The organism is Rhodoferax sp. (genome assembly GCF_039922535.1).
GTDB lineage: Bacteria > Pseudomonadota > Gammaproteobacteria > Burkholderiales > Burkholderiaceae_C > Rhodoferax_B.
Map to the genome: position 1 here is coordinate 1 of NZ_JBDTEM010000305.1, position 17,818 is coordinate 17,818.

A 17,818-nucleotide genomic window follows, 5' to 3' on the forward strand; every position below is an offset into this window, starting at 1 on the left:
TAGCCCCGGCTAATACCCCGATCAAAAATACGCTTGCCAGAACATAGTTTCCCAGGTTTTTCAATCTGAACTTGCGCATTTGCACTGGTAGACGTCGGTACAGGCGCTGGCTCAGCATGCCCAGCAAAAACAAAGACAGTTCAAAAGGGAAAAACCGGTATTCCCAAGGATCATTTTTCCAACCCAGTACCTCGTAAGCATAAATACGTGCCAACAAAGCCGCAATGGCGATGGCCAGCAGCGTTCGGCTTCGCATGGCGCTGAAAAATGGTACCAATAAATAGAATGTGAGTTCAACGCTGACTGTCCATGCCTGTGGAATCAGCAGATATCGGTAAAGAGGATCACTACCGGTGCGAAAGTCGCTGGTGAATACCAGGCCACGGCCCGCATCGTCGGCCAGAAACATCACCCAATCCTGAAAAAAGAGTGTGATATTGCTTATGCCAGCCACTAGCACACCCATTACGCCATTGTGCTGAAAAGGCGCATCGAAGTACGGATGTACCGAAGTCCAAATCCATTGCCAATGCAACATGACCGAACACAGACTGAGGGCCAGGGTCAGTGCAAGGATAATCCAGTAGGGAATGAATATGCGGATAAAACGACTGGCATAAAACTCAGCGGGTGTTGCATAGTTTGCGCCATACACCATCTGCATATAAAAGCCCGATATCAGATAGAAAATCTGCACGGCTTGGTGGCCGTCGTGTGCCGCCCATGGGAATATGGAACCACTGTGGACACCCACCACACACAGTGCCAAATACAGCCGCAATATTCCCATATGAATACATTAATATTGGATTAAGAATTTTGCGCAACTCGGTATGCACAGTCAGGAAATACTTTTACACCAGCGAGGCTGCGCACATTCTAAGCAGCTTTATTTTTGTATGCAATTTTTTTCGGTACTACTCCACCACCACCGGCACCCGCTGCGCAAGCGCACACATCAACTCATAGCCCACCGTACCCGCCATCTGGGCGACTTCGTCAATCGGCAGCACCATGCCATTCGCGGCCCGGCCCCATAGCGTGGCGACACTGCCTATATGCGCTTGGGGCACGGGGGTCAGGTCTACCGCCAGCATGTCCATGCTGACGCGGCCCAAGGTACGGGTACGCACGCCATCGACCAGTACCGGGGTCCCGGTGGGACAGATGCGCGGATAGCCATCGGCATAGCCGCAGGCGACCACGCCGATACGCATCGCCTGGTCGGCCACAAAGCTAGAGCCATATCCGACGCTAGCGCCCGTGTGTAAATCTTGGGTAGCTATTATTTTTGCAGCAAGCGTCATAGCGGGTTGCAGACCCCAGTCGGCGGCGCTGTAGGCGGGGAAATCGGGCGCACTGCCGTAGATGGCGATGCCAGGACGCACCCAGTCGCCCGCCACCTGGGCAGCTAGCGCGGGCTGCTGCAGCGGGCCGCCGGGCGTGTGGCGCAGAGTGGCGGCGCTGTTGGCCACGCTGCGTTCGCCGGGCAGGTCGGCCGTCACGGCGTTGAATACGGCCAGCGCTTCGGCAATACCGCGCGGGCCGTCGGCATCGCTGAAATGGGTAATCAGCGAGATTTCGTCCACTTGCGGCAGCAGGTTCAGCCGGGTCCAGGCGGACCTGTAACGTTCGGGACTAAAACCCAGCCGGTTCATGCCGCTGTTCATTTTCAAAAAAACGCGGTGCGGCAGATTGGTTTTGTGGATGGCCAGCATGTCGATCTGGGCATCGCAGTGCACCGTGTGCCACAGGTCCAGGCGCGAACACAGCTCCAGATCGCGCTGCTCGAACACACCTTCGAGGAGCAGCACCGGGCCGCGCCAGCCCAGGGCGCGCACGCGCTCGGCCTCGTTCAGGTCCAGCAGGGCAAAGCCATCAGCCCCGCGCAAGCCTGCAAACGCCCGCTCGATACCGTGGCCGTAGGCATTCGCCTTGACCACCGCCCAGACCCGGGCATCGCCTGCGGCGGTACGGGCACGGGCCAGGTTGTGGCGCAAGGCATCGGTGTGGATGGTGGCTTGGATGGGACGGGGCATGTTTCGGGTCCGTTCTGGTCAAAGGGGCAAGATTGCGGGGCGGATGCGGAGTAAGTGCCGAGTAAGTCCGGGGGTATTAGGGATTTTGGCATTCCGCCACGTGCTATAACCCGCACTTCTTTAGAGACATGGCTTAAATCAACCCGCATCAGCCACGCTGATGCCGTTACCCCAATTTAATGAAGCGCGGTTTCTTTACCCTCATGTCGGCCCAGTTCTTCTCGTCACTGGCCGACCAAGCGCTCTTTGTAGCGTCGGTGGCCTTGATCCGGGGCAGCGGCGGTCCGCAATGGCAGCAAGCGGCACTGGTGCCGATGTTTGCGTTGTTCTACGTCATCCTGGCCCCCTGGCTGGGTGCGCTGGCCGATGCCTATCCCAAGGGCCGGGTGATGCTGGCCAGCAACGCCATCAAGATGGTGGGCTGCGGGATGATGCTGTTTGGCGCCCACCCCCTGGTGGCCACCGCTATCGTCGGCCTGGGTGCTGCCGCCTATTCCCCCGCTAAATACGGCATCCTGACCGAAATGCTGCCCGCATCGCAACTGGTCAAGGCCAATGGCTGGATCGAGGGGCTGACGATTGCCTCCATCATCCTGGGCGTGCTGTTTGGCGGCCAACTGGTGGGACCGATGCTGTCGTCCAAACTGCTGGCGTTCGACTTTCCGCTCATCGACACCGGAATCAACACCCCACCCCAGGCCGCCATCAGCGTGTTGATTGCGGTGTATGCGCTGGCCGCGTGGTTCAACACCCGTATCCCCGACACCGGGGTGGAAATGCGCCCCATGCCGCGCAACTTTTTGGCGCTGCTGCCCGACTTCTGGCGCTGCAACTCCCGGCTGTGGAACGACAAGCTGGGCCAGATCACCCTGGCCACCACTACCTTGTTCTGGGGTGTCAGCGGCAACCTGAAATACATCGTGCTGGCCTGGAGCGCCACCGCCCTGGGCTACAGCATCACCCAGTCCACCAGTTTGCTGGGTGTGGTGGCGATTGGCACGGCCGTGGGGGCCGTGGCAGCCTCCATGCGCATGCGGCTGGACACGGCCACCAAGGTGATACCGCTGGGGCTGGCGATGGGCTTGCTGGTGATTTTGATGAACTTCATCCACAGCGTCTGGCTGGCGGTGCCGTTTTTGATCATTCTGGGCGGGCTGGGCGGCTTCATGGTGGTGCCGATGAATGCCTTGCTGCAGCACCGCGGCCATAACCTGATGGGCGCAGGCCGTTCGATTGCGGTGCAAAACTTCAACGAACAGCTGTGCATCCTGGCACTTGGCGCGTTCTACAGCGTGTCTACCGGCCTGGGCCTGTCCTCGTTTGGTGCCATCACCGCCTTTGGTCTGGTGGTGGCCGGGTTCATGTGGCTGATCCAGCGCTGGCACGCCAGCAACTGCGTGAAGCACAAGGACGAGGTCGAGCACCTGCTGATGCTGGCCCGCACCGACAATACACACTGACCCTCAGCGCCCTTTTAGCGCACTACCAGCGCCCTATCGCCAGAGCATCCCGCATGCCCTCCGCCCTGCTCCCTGTTCTCGCCCTGCTGCTCAACGCCTTCATCTGGGGCGTGTCGTGGTGGCCGTTTCGCCAATTGCAAAACGCCGGGCTGCACCCGCTGTGGTCCACCTCTCTGCTCTACGCCGTCGCGCTGCTCGGTTTACTGGTCTGGCGGCCGCGCGCATGGCAAGGCATGTGGCGCCAACCCGGTCTGTGGTGGCTGCTGCTGGCCACCGGCATGACCAATGTGGGCTTTAACTGGGCCGTGGCGATTGGCGACGTGGTGCGGGTGGTGCTGCTGTTTTATCTGATGCCCGGCTGGGCCGTGCTGCTGGCCTGGCTGGTGCTGGGCGAGCGCCCTACCCGGGCTTCGCTGCTGCGGCTGGCCCTGGCGCTGGCCGGCGTGCTGGTCGTGCTGTGGCCGGCCAGCGGCCTGGCCAGCTTTGCCAGCCTGGGGTTTTCGGCCGCCGATGGGCTGGCCTTGCTGGGTGGCTTCAGCTTTGCACTGACCACCGTGCTGCTGCGGCGCCAGCAGCATGTGCCCGGCACCGAACGCATGGTCGCCATGTTTGGCGGCGGTGTGCTGATGGCCGGGCTGGCGGCGCTCGTAGGCGGGCAGTTCGGCATGGTGGAGGCTGTACCAGCCGTACACGCGGGCTGGGCCAGCGCCATCGTGCTGATGGGCTTGCTGTTTTTCATCAGCAATATGGGGCTGCAGTACGGCGCGGCGCGGCTGTCGTCCAGCAATAGCTCCATCGTGATGCTGACCGAGATCGTGTTTGCCAGCGTCTCGTCCGTCGCCCTGGGTGCCGCCAGCCTGTCGCCGCGCACGCTGGTGGGGGCGGCGCTGATTTTGCTGGCGGCGCTGCTGGCGGCGCGTAGCGACTAAGCAAACGCGCCGCGCTTCTGCTCCAATGGTGGCATGACCACCTCCAACACCTCGATTTACGACTTCAGCGCCACCGGCATCACCGGCGAGTCGCTGCCCCTGGCCCCATTCAAAGGCCAGGCCCTGCTGATCGTCAACACCGCCAGCGCCTGCGGCTTCACGCCGCAATTTGCCGGGCTGGAAGAACTGCACCAAAGCTACGGCGCGAAGGGCCTGGTGGTACTGGGCTTTCCGTGCAACCAGTTTGGCGCGCAGGACAAGGGCAGCAACGATGAGATCGCCAGTTTTTGCCAGCTCAACTACGGCGTCAGCTTCCCGATGATGGCCAAGATCGAGGTCAATGGCGCCGGCGCCGACCCGCTGTACCAGTGGCTGTGCGCCGAAGCCCCCGGCCTGCTGGGCACCAAGGCCATCAAGTGGAACTTCACCAAGTTTCTGGTCGGCAAAGACGGCCAGGTGCTCAAGCGCTACGCGCCCACCGACACGCCCAAGAGCCTGGCCAAAGACATCGAGGCCGCGCTGGCGAGCTAGCCAGTCGCTATGCCGCTATTCCGCGCCCTCCAGCTCCCGGCGCTGCGGCAGCCAGACGCGGCAGCAGGTGCCGCCCGGCACGGCTTCCCAACTGACGCGGCCGCCGATCAGGTCCGCGCGGCGCACCATGTTGGACAGGCCACGGCCCCCTTCGGCATGGGTTGCGGTGTCAAAACCCCGGCCGTTGTCGGTCAGGGTTACGTAGACGCCCGCCTCGCCGTCCAGTGCCGTGGCCACCCGCAGCTCGGTGGCCTGGGCATGCTGCAGCACGTTGCTGATGCCCTCTTGCAGGATGCGCAGCACGTGCAGCGCACAGCGCGGGTCCAGCCAGGGCAGCGGCGGTAGCGCCACCACCTCCCAGCGGATGGCCAGACCCGCATCGGACAAGCGCGGTGCCAGGCGGTAGCGCAGCGTGGCCAGCACCAGCAGCAGGTCGGCCTCCACCGGCTCCAGCGAATCCACGGTGAGCTTCAGGTCGTCTATGCATTCGCGCAGCACCAGCGCCATCTGCGCCTCGCTCAGGCGGCCGGATTCAGCCACTTTGAGCGCGCTCATCAGCTGCGAACCCATGCCGTCGTGGATGTCCTGCATCAGGCGCTGGCGCTCGCGGCTCAGGGTCTGGCGCTGCTGCACCTGGCGCAACTGCTCGTAGCTGGCGGACAGCTCGGCCTCGCGTGCGGCCAGGCGCTCGGCCAGCCGCAGGTTGGCACGCTCCACCTCGTCGATTGCCCCCACGTAGCGGCGCAGCAAAATGTAGATGAACACCAGCAGCCGCGCCATCGCAGACACCGGCCAGGCGTAGTAGCTCTCGGGCCCGACCAGGTAGTTCTGCATCAGCCAGTCGTGGATGGCCACCGGCAGATCGATCACCCCCACGGCAGATGCCAGCAGGCCCTCGCGCGCGCCCCGCCGCCAGGCCACCCAGGCCAGCAGCAGCACGGCCGGGCCGCCCGCGCAGATGGTCAGCAGATACGACAAAGGTGCCAGCGCCGCCGCCCGTGGATCATCCGACAGCAGCGGCAGCGTGACCAGGCTGGACAGCAGTAGCAGGCCCAGCAAGCTGCGTCCCGGCCAGCGCGGTGCCCGCGGCACCAGGGTGGTGACGAAAAAATACCAGGTCACCAGCAGCGCGTTGACCGCATTCACCGTCATCCAGCCAAACCAGGCCGACGCAATCGGCAGCGGCTGCAGCCCCATGTGGAAGTGCAGGCTGCGCAGCCCCAGCAGCAGCGCGTACAGCGCAAACAGCAGGTAGGCGATTTCGCCCCGGCGCAGCAGCCACACGGCCAGGGCAAACAGGCCCAGCCCCAGCACCGCCACGCTGATCAGCTGCGCAATCTGCGACTGCAGCGCCTCGCGCAAGTGCAGCCCGGGCAACAGCGCCGGTGCCGGGCCCACCCACAGCGACGACACCGCGCCACCGGCGCTGGGCCGGCTGTCGATGCGCAGGCGCAGCAGCCGGGGCAGCGGCGCCTGGCCCTCGGCATCCAGCGCCACCCACAGCGGGTGGTTGAAGCCGTTCCACACCAGGTCGCCGGTGGATCGGTACAGCAACCGGTCGTCGCCATACACCGCGATGCGGCCAATGGTTTGCCAGCGCGGCAGGTACAGGTAGACGCCACCCGGCGCAGGCGGCACACCGTCCAGACTGACCTGCACCCAGGTCACTTGCGGCACCCGGTCGGCCTCGGCGCCGCCGGGCAGCACCGCCCGTGGCCAGGTGTAGGGCAATGCCTGGGTGCTTCCATGGGTCCCATCGGCCCGGCTTGCGGCGAGCGCGGCTGCGTCCAGCTGCCAGGCGGGGCGAACGAGCCGTCCGGCCCGCTCCACACCTGGGCCTGCGTGAAATGCCGCGCCTGCGCGGGTACCGCCCCGTCGGCCGCAGGCAACACCGCCGCCGCCAGCAGGCCAAGCCACAGCCCCACCCGCAACCCCACACGCACAGTGGCACGCCACCAGCCACCCCGTGGGGTCTGGCAAACAGCGGGGTAGCAACCGGGGTCCGGCATAACGCACCTTGTCGTGGATTTCGCTCGCTGCATTCTCTGCCAAATGCAGCCGGGCCCAGACAATTTATATATTAAATAGGCCTTCAGCGCATACGGCACCTGCGCAAGCAGCTATTTATTCAATAGCACCCCAGTTTTTGCGGGCCCAGCAGAATACGGGACAATCCGGGCTCCATTTAGTGCGGAGCTGCGTGCGTGAACTTCCAAGCCATCCTTGACGACATCGATGCCGCCGTGCGGCCCCTGCTCGGCGCGCAGGGCCAGGTGGCCAGCTATATCCCGGCGCTGGCCCGGGTGTCGCCACAGCAATTCGGCATCGCACTGCGCACCCGCGACGGGCTGGAGGCCGCCAGCGGCGATGCCGCCACGCCGTTCTCCATCCAAAGCATGTCCAAGCTGTTTTCGCTGACCATGGCGATGCAGCATCTGGGTGACACGCTGTGGCAGCGCATTGGCCGCGAGCCGTCGGGCAACCCCTTCAATTCGCTGGTGCAGCTGGAAAACGAGCAGGGCAAGCCGCGCAACCCCTTCATCAATGCCGGGGCCATCGCCGTGGCCGACCGGCTGCTGTCGCATGGCGACGGCGTGGGCAGCCTGCTGGAGATGCTGTCCGACCTGTGCAACGAACCGGTACACCTCGACCCCGAGGTCGCCCGGTCCGAGGCCGAAACCGGCTTTCGCAACCACGCCGTGGCCAACTTCATGAAGAGCTTTGGCAAGCTCGACAACCCCGTGGCCGCCGTGCTGGACCTGTACTTCCACCAGTGCGCCATCCGCATGAGCTGCCAGCAAATGGCCCGCGCCGCCGGTTACCTGTGCCGCGACGGCCACCACCCCTACCGCACCGACGTGGCGGTGGTCACCGAAAGCCAGGCCCGCCGCGTCAACGCGCTAATGCTCACCTGCGGCACCTACGACGCGGCGGGCGAATTTGCCTACCGCATCGGCCTGCCGTGCAAAAGCGGCGTGGGCGGCGGCATCGTCGCCGTGGTGCCCGACCAGCTCACCCTGTGCGTCTGGTCCCCCGCGCTGGACGCCAGCGGCAATTCGCTGCTCGGCATGCACGCGCTGGAGCTGTTTGCGGGGCGCACCGGCCTGTCTATTTTTTAGCCCGCCGCCCGCGCATGCACATCCCCATCCGCAAAAAGTGCCCGCCCGGTGCCTGCGTCTGCCAGCGCGAAAAGCTGCTGGCCGACCCGCAGGCCGACCTGCGCATCCTGCGGCTTACCAAGGAAGAAGAGGCCAAGCTGCTCGCCCGGCTGGAGAGCCTGCAAACCCTGCCCGACCTGCAGCGCATGCAGGCCCGCCTGCACGACCAGCTCGGCATCCAACTGACCATCGCCCCCGGCGCCAACGAAGTACAAACCGTGCGCGGCTTCCACATCCAGGTGCACGACCAACCCGGCCTGTGCCGCAAAACCAAGCAGGCGATTCCGGCAGCGGTGCGGCGGTGTTTGGAAGCCACACCAGCGATTGCGTTTGAGATTCTGGATGCGGAGGGGTTGTGGGGCGGGGCTTAGGTTGCGGCCCACGATTTAAGAAAAACCGGGCTCTGGCGCAGGTGGCACCAGCGCTGGCAGCTATTTTTTGCATAGCAAACATTGAAATGATTTAAGCGCTTATCGATGGTGCCTGGATGAAGCTTGAGAGGCTTGTTTCGGCCAGGAGCTGGCTGTCGGCCGGTCAAGGCGCATGACCGCTGCAGGCTGGTTGCCGACGCTCACCGGAAACGTGCAAGCAACTGCAGCGCCCCACTTGCCGCCCTTCGGCCTACGCCGATGGACAACACCAGCGGACTGTTGGCGGTCCGTCCGCGAACGCGATTGAGGGCGGCAGCCGAGGCCTGCTGTTCGCACGCACATTCGCCGGCCCGGGAGCAACGCGAACGGTGGCATTCGTAGTTCGGTAGGGAACCACGGCGATTCTTGAGGCCACCGACTTCGAGGACACCTTGGGCAAATCGCAAGGTTATCTGCCCAACAATGCCCCCCGGGCGCTCGGACGGCTTTACCCGACGCCCGCAGCGAACCTGACCCCTCAACTCCCCAGACGACACGCCCCTCGACCATGATGAATTCACCTGCACCCCGCCGGCAGCGACGCCTTGGCGCCACGCTGACCATGACTATGAGCATTTTGAGCGCCACCTTCGCCGCCGTGATCTGCCTAAGTGGATGTGGAGGTAACGGCGAACAGGCCGAGGCTCCAAGTCTCGCCGATCCATCCGGCTATGCCGATCGTTGCCAGTTGCCACCCGGCCCATTAGATGCCCTGCATCTGCCAGCGCCGACGGGTGAGCAATGCGTCGGCAAGACCGCCTGGCATCTGGTGGATGCGAAACGCGCTGAGCAACACACGCCCGATGAACAAGATCGGCGAGAACTCGGCATCAAGGTGTGGTACCCCATGGTTTCCACCGCCTCGGGCGCGCGGGCTGCCTATCTCGATCCGAACATCACCGAATCGGTGAGGGCGCAGTTGTCGATCCCGACCAAGGCGCCCGGCGTGCAGACCAATGCCAAGTCAGAGGGCCCGCTGCAACCCGGCAGCATGTACCCCGTGGTCATTTTCTCGGCTGGCTATGGCATGGTCGTGGAAACCTATTCGACCCTCCTGGAAGAGCTGGCCAGCCATGGCATCGTGGTCGTTGCCGTCGACCACCCTTACATTTCCGGCGCGACGGCGATGGCGAACGGAAAGGTGGTGCAGCCTCTGGCTGGGCCCGCGCCCGGGCAGTCGGTGCCAGGATTCCTGGATGACGCGGTCGCGACGATGGTCGCGGATCAGCGCTTTGTGCTCGACTGGCTGCAGGGCCCGGGCACGGGCGTGCTGGACGGCCACCTGAATCTTGCGCGCATCGGTCTCGTCGGGCATTCCATCGGCGGCGCGGCTGCCGTGCAGACGGCACGCTCCGACGCACGCGCTAAAGCTGGTCTGGACATCGACGGCACCGTCTACGATGGCACTGCGGGCGCGTGGCAGAAGCCCGTAATGTTCCTGCTGGCCGCCAACCATGTGGGCGACCCGACCATCGACACCGTGATGCGACTGGCCACGGGGCCGAGCCGCAATGTCACCGTTTCGGACGCTGGGCACCTGGACTTCAGCGATATGAAATGGCTGCTGGACTTCTATGTGCCTGGTCTGTCGCCGTCTGCATTGGCGGCGCAGAGGCTTGGCACGATCGACGCACCGACAGCCTTGCGCGTCACGCGCCGGGAGACCTTGTCCTTCGTGCAACAGTTCGTCCCTTGAGAAGGAGCGCGATGCGGCGAGCATGAGCGGCTGCCCTGTCCAGCATAGAGGCGGGTGTGGCACTGCGCTACCCTCGCGCATCCCCGCCGAGCGCGCTCGGCAACAACTCCCTTCGCTTCCATGCACATTCTGCTGATTGAGGACGACCTCGACCTGGGCCATGCGCTGCAGGCCGCGCTGCGTACTGAGGGCCACAGTTGCACCTGGCTGCGCCGTGCACACGATGCGCCGCTCCGGCTGGAGCCCGCTGCGCAGGACGCGGTCCTCCTGGACCAGACCCTGCCCGACGGCGACGGCCGCCAGCTGCTGACGCGCTGGCGACGCCAGGGCAGCGCCGTGCCGATCATCGTCATCACCGCCCGCGCCGCGCTGGAGGATCGCCTTGCCGGCTTCGACGGCGGTGCTGACGACTACGTCGTCAAACCCTTCGAGATACCCGAACTGGTTGCACGCCTGCGCTCCGTCTTGCGGCGCAGCGCCCAGCAGGCCAGCGACAGCTGGGTCCTCGGTGACCTGACCCTGGAGCCGCGCCGCCAGCGGGCATTGCTCGACGGTGCGGAGCTCTCTCTGTCGCCGCGCGAATACCAGCTGCTGCTGGAGCTCGCCCGTGAGCGCGGCGGCGTTGTGCCCAAGCACCAGCTTGCGCAGCGCCTTGCACCGCTGGGCGAACCGATGGAACTGGGCACGCTGGAAGTGCACTTGGCCAACCTGCGGCGCAAGATCGGCGCGGCGCGCATCGGCACGCTGCGCGGCGTCGGCTACTGGCTGGAGTGCACATGACGTTGCCGGGCTGGCTGCGGCCCACGCTGGCGCGCCGCTTGATCGGCGCCCTGCTGCTGGCGTTCTCATTGGTCGCCGCGCTGCTGTTGGTGGAGGATCAGCTCGAAATCCAGCAGGCCCTGGCCTCCGACCCCGGCGTGCGCCAGTTCGGCCGCCAACTCGCAGCAGGGCTCGAGGCCATCGACGACCCTGCGCTGGCCGCGCGCGTGCTGGACGCCCACCTGCGCCACATCAACGGGCTGCGCGACCAAAAGCCGATTTTCCCAGGCCCACTGCTGGCCCAGCTCGTCGACACCGGCGGGCGCAGCATCTACGTGAGCGGGTTGGTGGTGGACATCACCCAACCCGGTGTCGGCGAGCACACCATCGCCGGCAAGACCTACTGGACCTACCGCCAGGACAGCCTGCACTGGTCGCTGCGACTGGCCGAGCCGGCCCTGTCGCGCGGCACCCTGCTGAGCTTTGCCGGTTGGGAGCTGGGCAAACAACTGCTGCTGGCCTTTCCGCTGGTCCTGCTGCCGCTGTGGGTGGGCGTGTACACGGGTCTGTCGCCGTTGCGGCGCTTTGCGAAGCGGCTGCACGAGCTCGATCTGACGCTGGACCTTGCGCCACTGGGCGTAGACCTGCGCTACCGCGAACTGCGACCCTTGGGGCAGGCTTTCGATGCGCTGCTGCAGCGCCTGCGCCAGCGCCGCGCGCGTGAACGCGCCTGGCTCCACGAAGCCGCACATGAATTGCGTACGCCGCTGGCCGTGTTGGCCACGCAGGCCCACGCCCTGGTCCAGGCCCGCGACGCGGCTGCACGCGAGACGGCCGCCGCCGCGCTGCAGCAGGCCATCACGCGCAGCGCCCACCTGTCGAGCCAGCTGCTGGACCTGGCCAGCTTCGACAACGATCAACCCGTCCCACGGGCAAGCCTCGATCTGACCCACTTCTGCGCCGACCGGCTGGCTGAGCAGGCTGGCGTCTCGCGTGAACGCGGCATCGTGCTGGAGCTCGTCGCGCCCGAGCACATGCCAGTTCAGGTCGACGCGGTGGCGCTGCACTCGGTGTTGCAGAACCTGCTCGACAACGCCTTGCGTTATGTCGGCCGAGGTGGGCGCATCGAGGTGAGCCTGCAGCGCCTGCCCGACGGACCGCGCCTGGACGTGGCCGACGACGGACCCGGCATCGCGCCAGCCGACCGGCTGCTCGTGTTCGAGCGCTTTTGGCGTGGAGCCGGGCACGATGTGCCTGGCACCGGGCTCGGGCTGGCCATCGCGGCCCGGGCCGCAGAGCGGCTCGCCGGCCGGATCACGCTCGAAGACGGCCTTGCGCGGCCGGGCGGCTGCGGCGTGCGCTTCGCGTTGCAACTGCCGGCGTCGGTCTTGGGCCTCCCTTAAGATGCGGACTTCGACAATGGCCCGGTCCCTTTCCAACCGACCGGAGTCTTTCTTGAGAACCATCTTCCTCACCGCCGCCACGCTCCTTGCCGCCGTCTCGGCACACGCCGCTCCACCCTTTGCCGAACACTACGTCGGCATCAATCTCGCCACGCCGGGCGAAGCGAACTTCGCCATCAACGGCCGCAGCGTGCCCAACGACAACCGCCCGCGCGCGCTGAAGATCTACGGCGGCCTGCAGTTCACGCCCGCCTGGGCGGCCGAGCTCGGATACGGTGACTTCGGCACCTGGCGCGCGGCCGATCCCACTCCGGGTTCGGCCTATCGGGCGGAGATGTCCTCGCAGGTGGTCTATGCGGCCGCCCGTGGGACGATACCTCTGGGCGACTCGTTCGCGCTCTTCAGCAAGTTCGGTCTGGCGCTGAACCGGGTTGACGTGCATGACTCGGTAGGCCACTCGAGCCGCGACACCTATGTGCGGCCCATGGCCGGCGTCGGCCTCGAATGGAGGATTTCGACGCAGGTTTCGGCAGTGGTCGAATACGCCTACTACGGCTCGCGCGGCAAGGGCAGCGATCGTCTTACGCAGCAGAAGGCCGAGGGCGGCCTGGTCTTCAAGTTCTAGCCGGCGCGGTCGTGCGGCCTCGGGCTATGCGCTTGGCCGCTCCCATTAATCCTCACGTCATCGACATGCTTCAATACGAGACGCCTTCCTTGCCACGATTCGCCCGCTGTGTCTTGCTCACGGCGCTGATGGCGCTGGCATCCTGTGCATCGACGCCCAACCCAGAGCCCGCATCGGCAGAGCCGGCCGACCAGCTTGTGCAACTGGTGGAGCGGCATAACATCTGCGCTGCGGCGGTTGCAGTTATCAGGCAGCGTACGCTGCATCAGGTCATGACCGCTTCGGGTTGTGATCCAGCGCTGGATGTGAGGGCTGACAGCGTGTTCCAGGCGGCGTCTTTGAGCAAGCCGGTCTTCGCGTACGCCGTGCTAAAGCTTGTGGAACAGGGTCGCCTGGCACTCGATGCGCCGGTGCTGAGATACCTTCCGCATGGCTATCGGCACGCGTTCGATCCTTTGCAGGAAGGTGCATCCGCGTCAGCAGATGAGGTGACGGACCCCCGGCTGCAGGCCGTCACCGTGCGAATGCTTTTGCAGCACACTGCGGGTCTGCCCAACTGGGCGTCGGGCCCGCTCCATTTCAAAAGCACTCCCGGCACCCGCTGGACCTACTCGGGTGAAGGCTACGTGCTGTTGCAGCGGGCGGTCGAGGCGGTCGTGGGTCAACCGCTGGACGAGGTGATGCAAGAACAGGTCTTCGCACCGCTGGGCATGGCGCACAGCAGCTACCGGTTGACGCCCGAGATCGCCGAGCGCTTGTTGTCCGGCACCAAAGCCAATGGCGCCCCCCGTAAGGTGATCGAACTGCGCAGGCCGGTCGCGGCCTTCTCGCTGTATACGACGGCCGAGGATTACGGCCGCTTCCTCGCGGCACTGCTGCGCGATGAAGCCCTGCTGGCGCGGATCTCTGACTCCCCCGTCGATGTCGATACGGGTCTGAACCTGCGCTGGGGGCTGGGCTGGGGCATCGAGCATACGGGGGACGACGTGCATCTCTGGCAGTGGGGCAACAATCCTGGCTACCGCGCATTCGCGATCGCATTCCCGCGCTCAGGAGACGGCTTGGTCATGTTGACCAACAGCGACGGCGGCTTGAAATTGGCCGAGCCGCTCGTGCGCGCCGCCTTGCCCGCTCAGCATGAGGTCTTTCGATCGTCCTTCGTGACGAGTGGCGTGATGGACGTGCTGTGCGAGGTTCTGCGCGTGTGTCTATGAGGCAAGGGTTCGTGCCCCAATATGCGTCGCCGCTCTTCACCTCACTGACCGTCGTGCTCGATGGTTGCGAGCCAGCTTCGCTTTGTCCACGTGTCAAAATCTCCGAGCCGTGCAACTCTGCTCGGCCACTCAAAGCTGGAATCGACAGTGACGTATCTGGGTATCGAGCTCGACGGCGGTCTTGGAATCTCCAAACAGACGGAAATCTGAGGTGGTCATCGGAGGCGGCCTTTGCTCCGGTACCGGGCGGGCGCCTTCAATGGCAGCTATGTGGAGTCCGTCACAAGCAGTGCTTTATGCCGCAAGCGTTCAACCCACGACAGACAGTACAGCGGTCGCTCCACTCAACACCGGCTGAGGCGGTCGATCGCGCCGCCAGAGACGGTTTTTCACAGGCACCGCTTTGGCCAGCGCCTGCCAGGGTACCCAATAGCTGCTTCGTGGCAGTCAGGGAGAGTACGCAGGGCAGCTCCCACCGTCAGCAGTCGCTGCATAGCCGTCATTCGCAGACCAATGCCGAACGGTCGCAACGGGCTCAAAGCACCCTTGAATCCCACCGACGCATGGCCGTCACTGCATCACGCCTTGGAGCATTACGGCGGTGTTTGGAGGCCACGCCAGCGCTTGCGTTTGAGATTCTGGATGCCGATGGCTTGTGGGGTGGAGCTTAGGGTGCGGCCAACGATTTAAGAAAAATCGGGCTCTGGCGCAGGTGGCACCAGCGCTGGCAGCTATTTTTTATATAGCAAATGACGCCATCGAACGCGCTGTTGTCCGAGGAAGGGATGAAGCGTGAAAGGCCGCAATCGGACAGATGCTGTCACTGCGAGTCCCGCGCCCTAGGGTATTCCCAAACCGCACAGTGCTCAAGAAGCCCAATTTCAGCAATGCGCTTCCCGTTCCCGATTTAGTATAGAAAGCCCCTAAATCATGGGCCTTGATACGCTCGACAGGGCGCAGCAACCAGCATGTGTGCAATGTGCAGAAACTCGGTCGGACCGACCCAGCTGACATTCCAATTGCCAGCGACTGGCACTTGACGCTTGTGCACAATAACCATCTCCCGTTTCGGAATGACAAGGATGTACTGGCCTTGAACACCCCATGCCATGTAGGCGCCATTCAAGGGCGAGTCCAGCGGCTCCTCCAGCAGCCACCATAAATAGCCGTATCCGAAGCCACGCCGCGCAGTGTGTGCCGGATGCATTTGCGCGGCAGGGGTTGTCTGTCGTGTCATCTGCGCAATCCAGTCAGCAGGGATCAACTGCTGCCCTTGCCAGTTTCCCCCTCGCAGCATCAAGTACCCCAGGCGTGCCATATCGCGGGTAGACAGGTAGAAAGGGTAGGCAAGGTGCTGAGACCGTCTTGCATCGCCACTGCGTTTATGGCGAGCGAGATCGAAATCCTGAAGCTGCAGGGGCATTGCCAAATCGGATGCGAATGCTTGGTATATGCCGCGGCCTGTCAGACGTTCAAAAGCAGTACCTGCAGCATTGAAGTCCCAGTTGTTATATAGAAAGTAGCTCCCTGGTGCCTGCGATCCACGTGGGGGCGCGGCTGTCGCATCATCACCTCCATTGGCAGCCGGGTGGTATACGCCCGAACGAGCGGTGAGAAGATCGCGCAGCGTCGCTTTTCGCTCGATGGGCAGCAGGCCGCCCACATCGTCTATGCCTAAGTCGGCCAGCGTTCGATCAAGATCGATAGTGCCGTTTGCCACGTACTTGCCGTACATCATCGACAACAAGCTCTTGCGCACAGAAAAGACGATGCTGACGGCCTGGACTGGACCGTCGCTAAACAGGACGCGGCCGTTCTGAACGGCCATGATGGCGGTCGTGTCCAGCGTGCGAACATAGTCACGGGAGGCCTCTAGGTCATGGCGGCAAGCGCTTCCCGATTCAGCCTCAGGTGCCGACTCCCACGACACCCCCGGAAAGACGACAGGCGCGGCCAGTGCAACAAAAGTGCATTCATTTATGAGCAGCAGTGCGAAGGCGCAACGACAGCACAGCGTCCGCCACAGCATTGAGTGGGTAACTATTTTCTTGCCCATGATTAAAATTTAACGGCGCGAGTTCTATCGCATGCCTGTAATCAACAATAAAAGATTTTGAATTTCCACAGTCTGCTTTGGGCCCAAACTGGCCTTTGGCAGCACCTGCGATCATCGCCTAAACCATCCCAGAGCAACCATAGCCACCTCGCCACTGGCTGCGCCGGTGTCCCTCCCCGTCAAACCCGCCGCACCTCTTTCGGCAATAGCGCCGCAACGATGCCCAGCAGCGGCAAATAGGCAATCGCCTGGTACACCACGGCGATGCTGCTCCGGTCCGCAAACAGGCCCAGCACGGCGGCGCCCATGCCGCCCATGCCGAAGGCAAAACCGAAGAACAGGCCCGAGACCATGCCCACCTTGCCCGGCATCAGTTCCTGGGCGTACACCAGGATGGCCGAGAAGGCCGAGGACAGCACCAGGCCGATCACGATGGTCAGGGCGGTGGTCCAAAACAGATCGGCGTGCGGCAGCAGCAGCGCGAAGGGCGCCACGCCCAAGATGGACACCCAGATCACCGGCTTGCGGCCGATGCGGTCACCGATGGGGCCGCCCACCAAGGTGCCCAGCGCCGAAGCGAACAGGAAGAAGAACAAATGCAGCTGCGCGTTTTGCACGCTCAGGCCGAAACGTTCCATCAGGTAAAAGGTGTAGAAGCTGCTGATGCCCGCCAGATAAAAATACTTGGAGAAGATCAGCACCAGCAGCACCGCCACGGCACCGACCACCACCTTGCGCGGATAGGGCGCTACCGCCACCGGCTTTTTGCTGCCTGCGGCGGCGATATGGTGCGTGGCATACCAGCGGCTCACCACCAGCAGCAGGCAGATGCCCAGCACGGCGGCCACCCCAAACCAGGCCACGCTGCGTTGGCCGTAGGGCGCGATCACCAGTGCGGCCAACAGCGGCCCGATGGCCGTACCGGTGTTGCCGCCCACCTGGAACATGGATTGCGCGAAGCCATGCTTACCGCCCGAAGCCAGGCGCGCAATCCGCGACGATTCGGGGTGGAAGATGGACGAGCCTATGCCCACAAAAGCCGCCGCCAGCAGCACCACGCCAAAGCTGGGTGCAAAGGCCAGCAGCATCAGGCCGATCAGCGTGGAGGTCATGCCAAAGGGCAGCGAATACGGCTGCGGTCGGCGGTCGGTGAACAGGCCCACCAGGGGCTGCAGCAGCGAGGCCGTCAGCTGGTAGGTCAGCGTAATCAGGCCAATCTGGCCGAAGCTGAGCGAGAACTCGCCCTTCAGAATCGGGTACATCGCCAGGATCAGCGACTGCATCATGTCGTTGACCATGTGCGAGCCGCTGATGGCCGCCAGGATGCCCAGTGCGGGCTTGGCTTTGGGTGGCGTAGAGGCCGGGGGGGCGGTGCCAGCGGGGGCGGCGCTGGCAGGCAAGGCAGATGCTGCAGAAGTCGTCATAAAAGTGGTGTGTGCTTGGGGTGAAAGCCGGTCATTTTTGCCCGGCATGTCAAAATTATAGAAACGCCCCGCAAGCCTGTCTCGCGCCAACAAGCCATAAACCATCGCAAAAAG

The 17,818-nt window shown here is 64.0% G+C and carries 15 protein-coding genes and 1 pseudogene; 11 read left to right on the forward strand and 5 right to left on the reverse strand.

The annotated features are described in order from the left end of the window. Both ABI213_RS14325 and alr read right to left on the reverse strand, forming a co-directional pair. Nucleotides 1–757, reverse strand: a 757-nt coding sequence (locus ABI213_RS14325) for an acyltransferase family protein (RefSeq protein ID WP_348027605.1), incomplete at its 3' end; no start/stop codon positions are given. A 160-nt stretch (nt 758–917) separates the two neighbouring features. After that, nucleotides 918–2,039, reverse strand: coding sequence for an alanine racemase (gene alr / locus ABI213_RS14330; RefSeq protein ID WP_348006115.1), 1,122 nt, complete (start codon nt 2,037–2,039; stop codon nt 918–920). Between the two features lie 179 nt (nt 2,040–2,218). On the opposite strand from alr, the gene lplT reads away from it, so the two are divergent. The 3 genes from lplT to ABI213_RS14345 are packed head-to-tail and all read left to right on the forward strand — an operon-like array spanning nt 2,219 to nt 4,959. Next, on the forward strand, nt 2,219–3,499 hold the full coding sequence (gene lplT / locus ABI213_RS14335; RefSeq protein WP_348006114.1) for a lysophospholipid transporter LplT: 1,281 nt from the start codon (nt 2,219–2,221) through the stop codon (nt 3,497–3,499). Nucleotides 3,500–3,552: 53 nt separating this feature from the next. Continuing rightward, nucleotides 3,553–4,428 carry a DMT family transporter gene (locus ABI213_RS14340; protein ID WP_348006113.1) on the forward strand — a complete coding sequence of 292 codons (876 nt, stop codon included), beginning with the start codon at nt 3,553–3,555 and terminating at the stop codon, nt 4,426–4,428. A 33-nt stretch (nt 4,429–4,461) separates the two neighbouring features. After that, nucleotides 4,462–4,959, forward strand: coding sequence for a glutathione peroxidase (locus ABI213_RS14345; RefSeq protein WP_348006112.1), 498 nt, complete (start codon nt 4,462–4,464; stop codon nt 4,957–4,959). Nucleotides 4,960–4,974: 15 nt separating this feature from the next. Here ABI213_RS14345 and ABI213_RS14350 read toward each other — a convergent pair whose 3' ends face one another. Next, nucleotides 4,975–6,876, reverse strand: coding sequence for a sensor histidine kinase (locus ABI213_RS14350; protein ID WP_348006111.1), 1,902 nt, complete (start codon nt 6,874–6,876; stop codon nt 4,975–4,977). Between the two features lie 287 nt (nt 6,877–7,163). Here ABI213_RS14350 and ABI213_RS14355 point away from each other — a divergent pair, with 287 nt between their 5' ends. From ABI213_RS14355 to ABI213_RS14390, 8 genes and pseudogenes are all read left to right on the forward strand, one after another. Beyond that, nucleotides 7,164–8,078: a glutaminase gene (locus tag ABI213_RS14355; RefSeq protein ID WP_348027607.1), complete on the forward strand. Its 915-nt coding sequence runs from the start codon at nt 7,164–7,166 to the stop codon at nt 8,076–8,078. Nucleotides 8,079–8,092: 14 nt separating this feature from the next. Next, nucleotides 8,093–8,488, forward strand: a complete 396-nt coding sequence (locus tag ABI213_RS14360; RefSeq protein ID WP_348027609.1) for a hypothetical protein — start codon at nt 8,093–8,095, stop codon at nt 8,486–8,488. 607 nt (nt 8,489–9,095) lie between these two features. Further along, nucleotides 9,096–10,223: a hypothetical protein gene (locus ABI213_RS14365; protein ID WP_348027611.1), complete on the forward strand. Its 1,128-nt coding sequence runs from the start codon at nt 9,096–9,098 to the stop codon at nt 10,221–10,223. Nucleotides 10,224–10,343: 120 nt separating this feature from the next. After that, nucleotides 10,344–11,003 carry a response regulator transcription factor gene (locus tag ABI213_RS14370; RefSeq protein WP_348027613.1) on the forward strand — a complete coding sequence of 220 codons (660 nt, stop codon included), beginning with the start codon at nt 10,344–10,346 and terminating at the stop codon, nt 11,001–11,003. After that, complete coding sequence (locus ABI213_RS14375; protein ID WP_348027615.1) at nt 11,000–12,385, forward strand: HAMP domain-containing sensor histidine kinase; 1,386 nt, start codon at nt 11,000–11,002, stop codon at nt 12,383–12,385. Before ABI213_RS14370 ends, ABI213_RS14375 begins: the two co-directional genes overlap by 4 nt. Before the next feature lie 52 nt (nt 12,386–12,437). Then, a complete protein-coding gene (locus ABI213_RS14380) occupies nt 12,438–13,010 on the forward strand; it encodes an outer membrane beta-barrel protein (RefSeq protein ID WP_348027617.1) in 573 nt (190 codons plus the stop codon). Between the two features lie 32 nt (nt 13,011–13,042). Then, nucleotides 13,043–14,224: a serine hydrolase domain-containing protein gene (locus ABI213_RS14385; protein WP_348027619.1), complete on the forward strand. Its 1,182-nt coding sequence runs from the start codon at nt 13,043–13,045 to the stop codon at nt 14,222–14,224. A gap of 94 nt (nt 14,225–14,318) precedes the next feature. Further along, a pseudogene (locus ABI213_RS14390) lies at nt 14,319–14,434 on the forward strand (integrase); the annotation flags it as partial. Between the two features lie 718 nt (nt 14,435–15,152). Here the strand turns inward: ABI213_RS14390 and ABI213_RS14395 are convergent. Further along, nucleotides 15,153–16,280, reverse strand: coding sequence for a serine hydrolase (locus ABI213_RS14395; protein WP_348027621.1), 1,128 nt, complete (start codon nt 16,278–16,280; stop codon nt 15,153–15,155). Nucleotides 16,281–16,459: 179 nt separating this feature from the next. Next, nucleotides 16,460–17,704, reverse strand: a complete 1,245-nt coding sequence (locus tag ABI213_RS14400; RefSeq protein WP_348027622.1) for an MFS transporter — start codon at nt 17,702–17,704, stop codon at nt 16,460–16,462. Nucleotides 17,705–17,818: the final 114 nt, after the last annotated feature.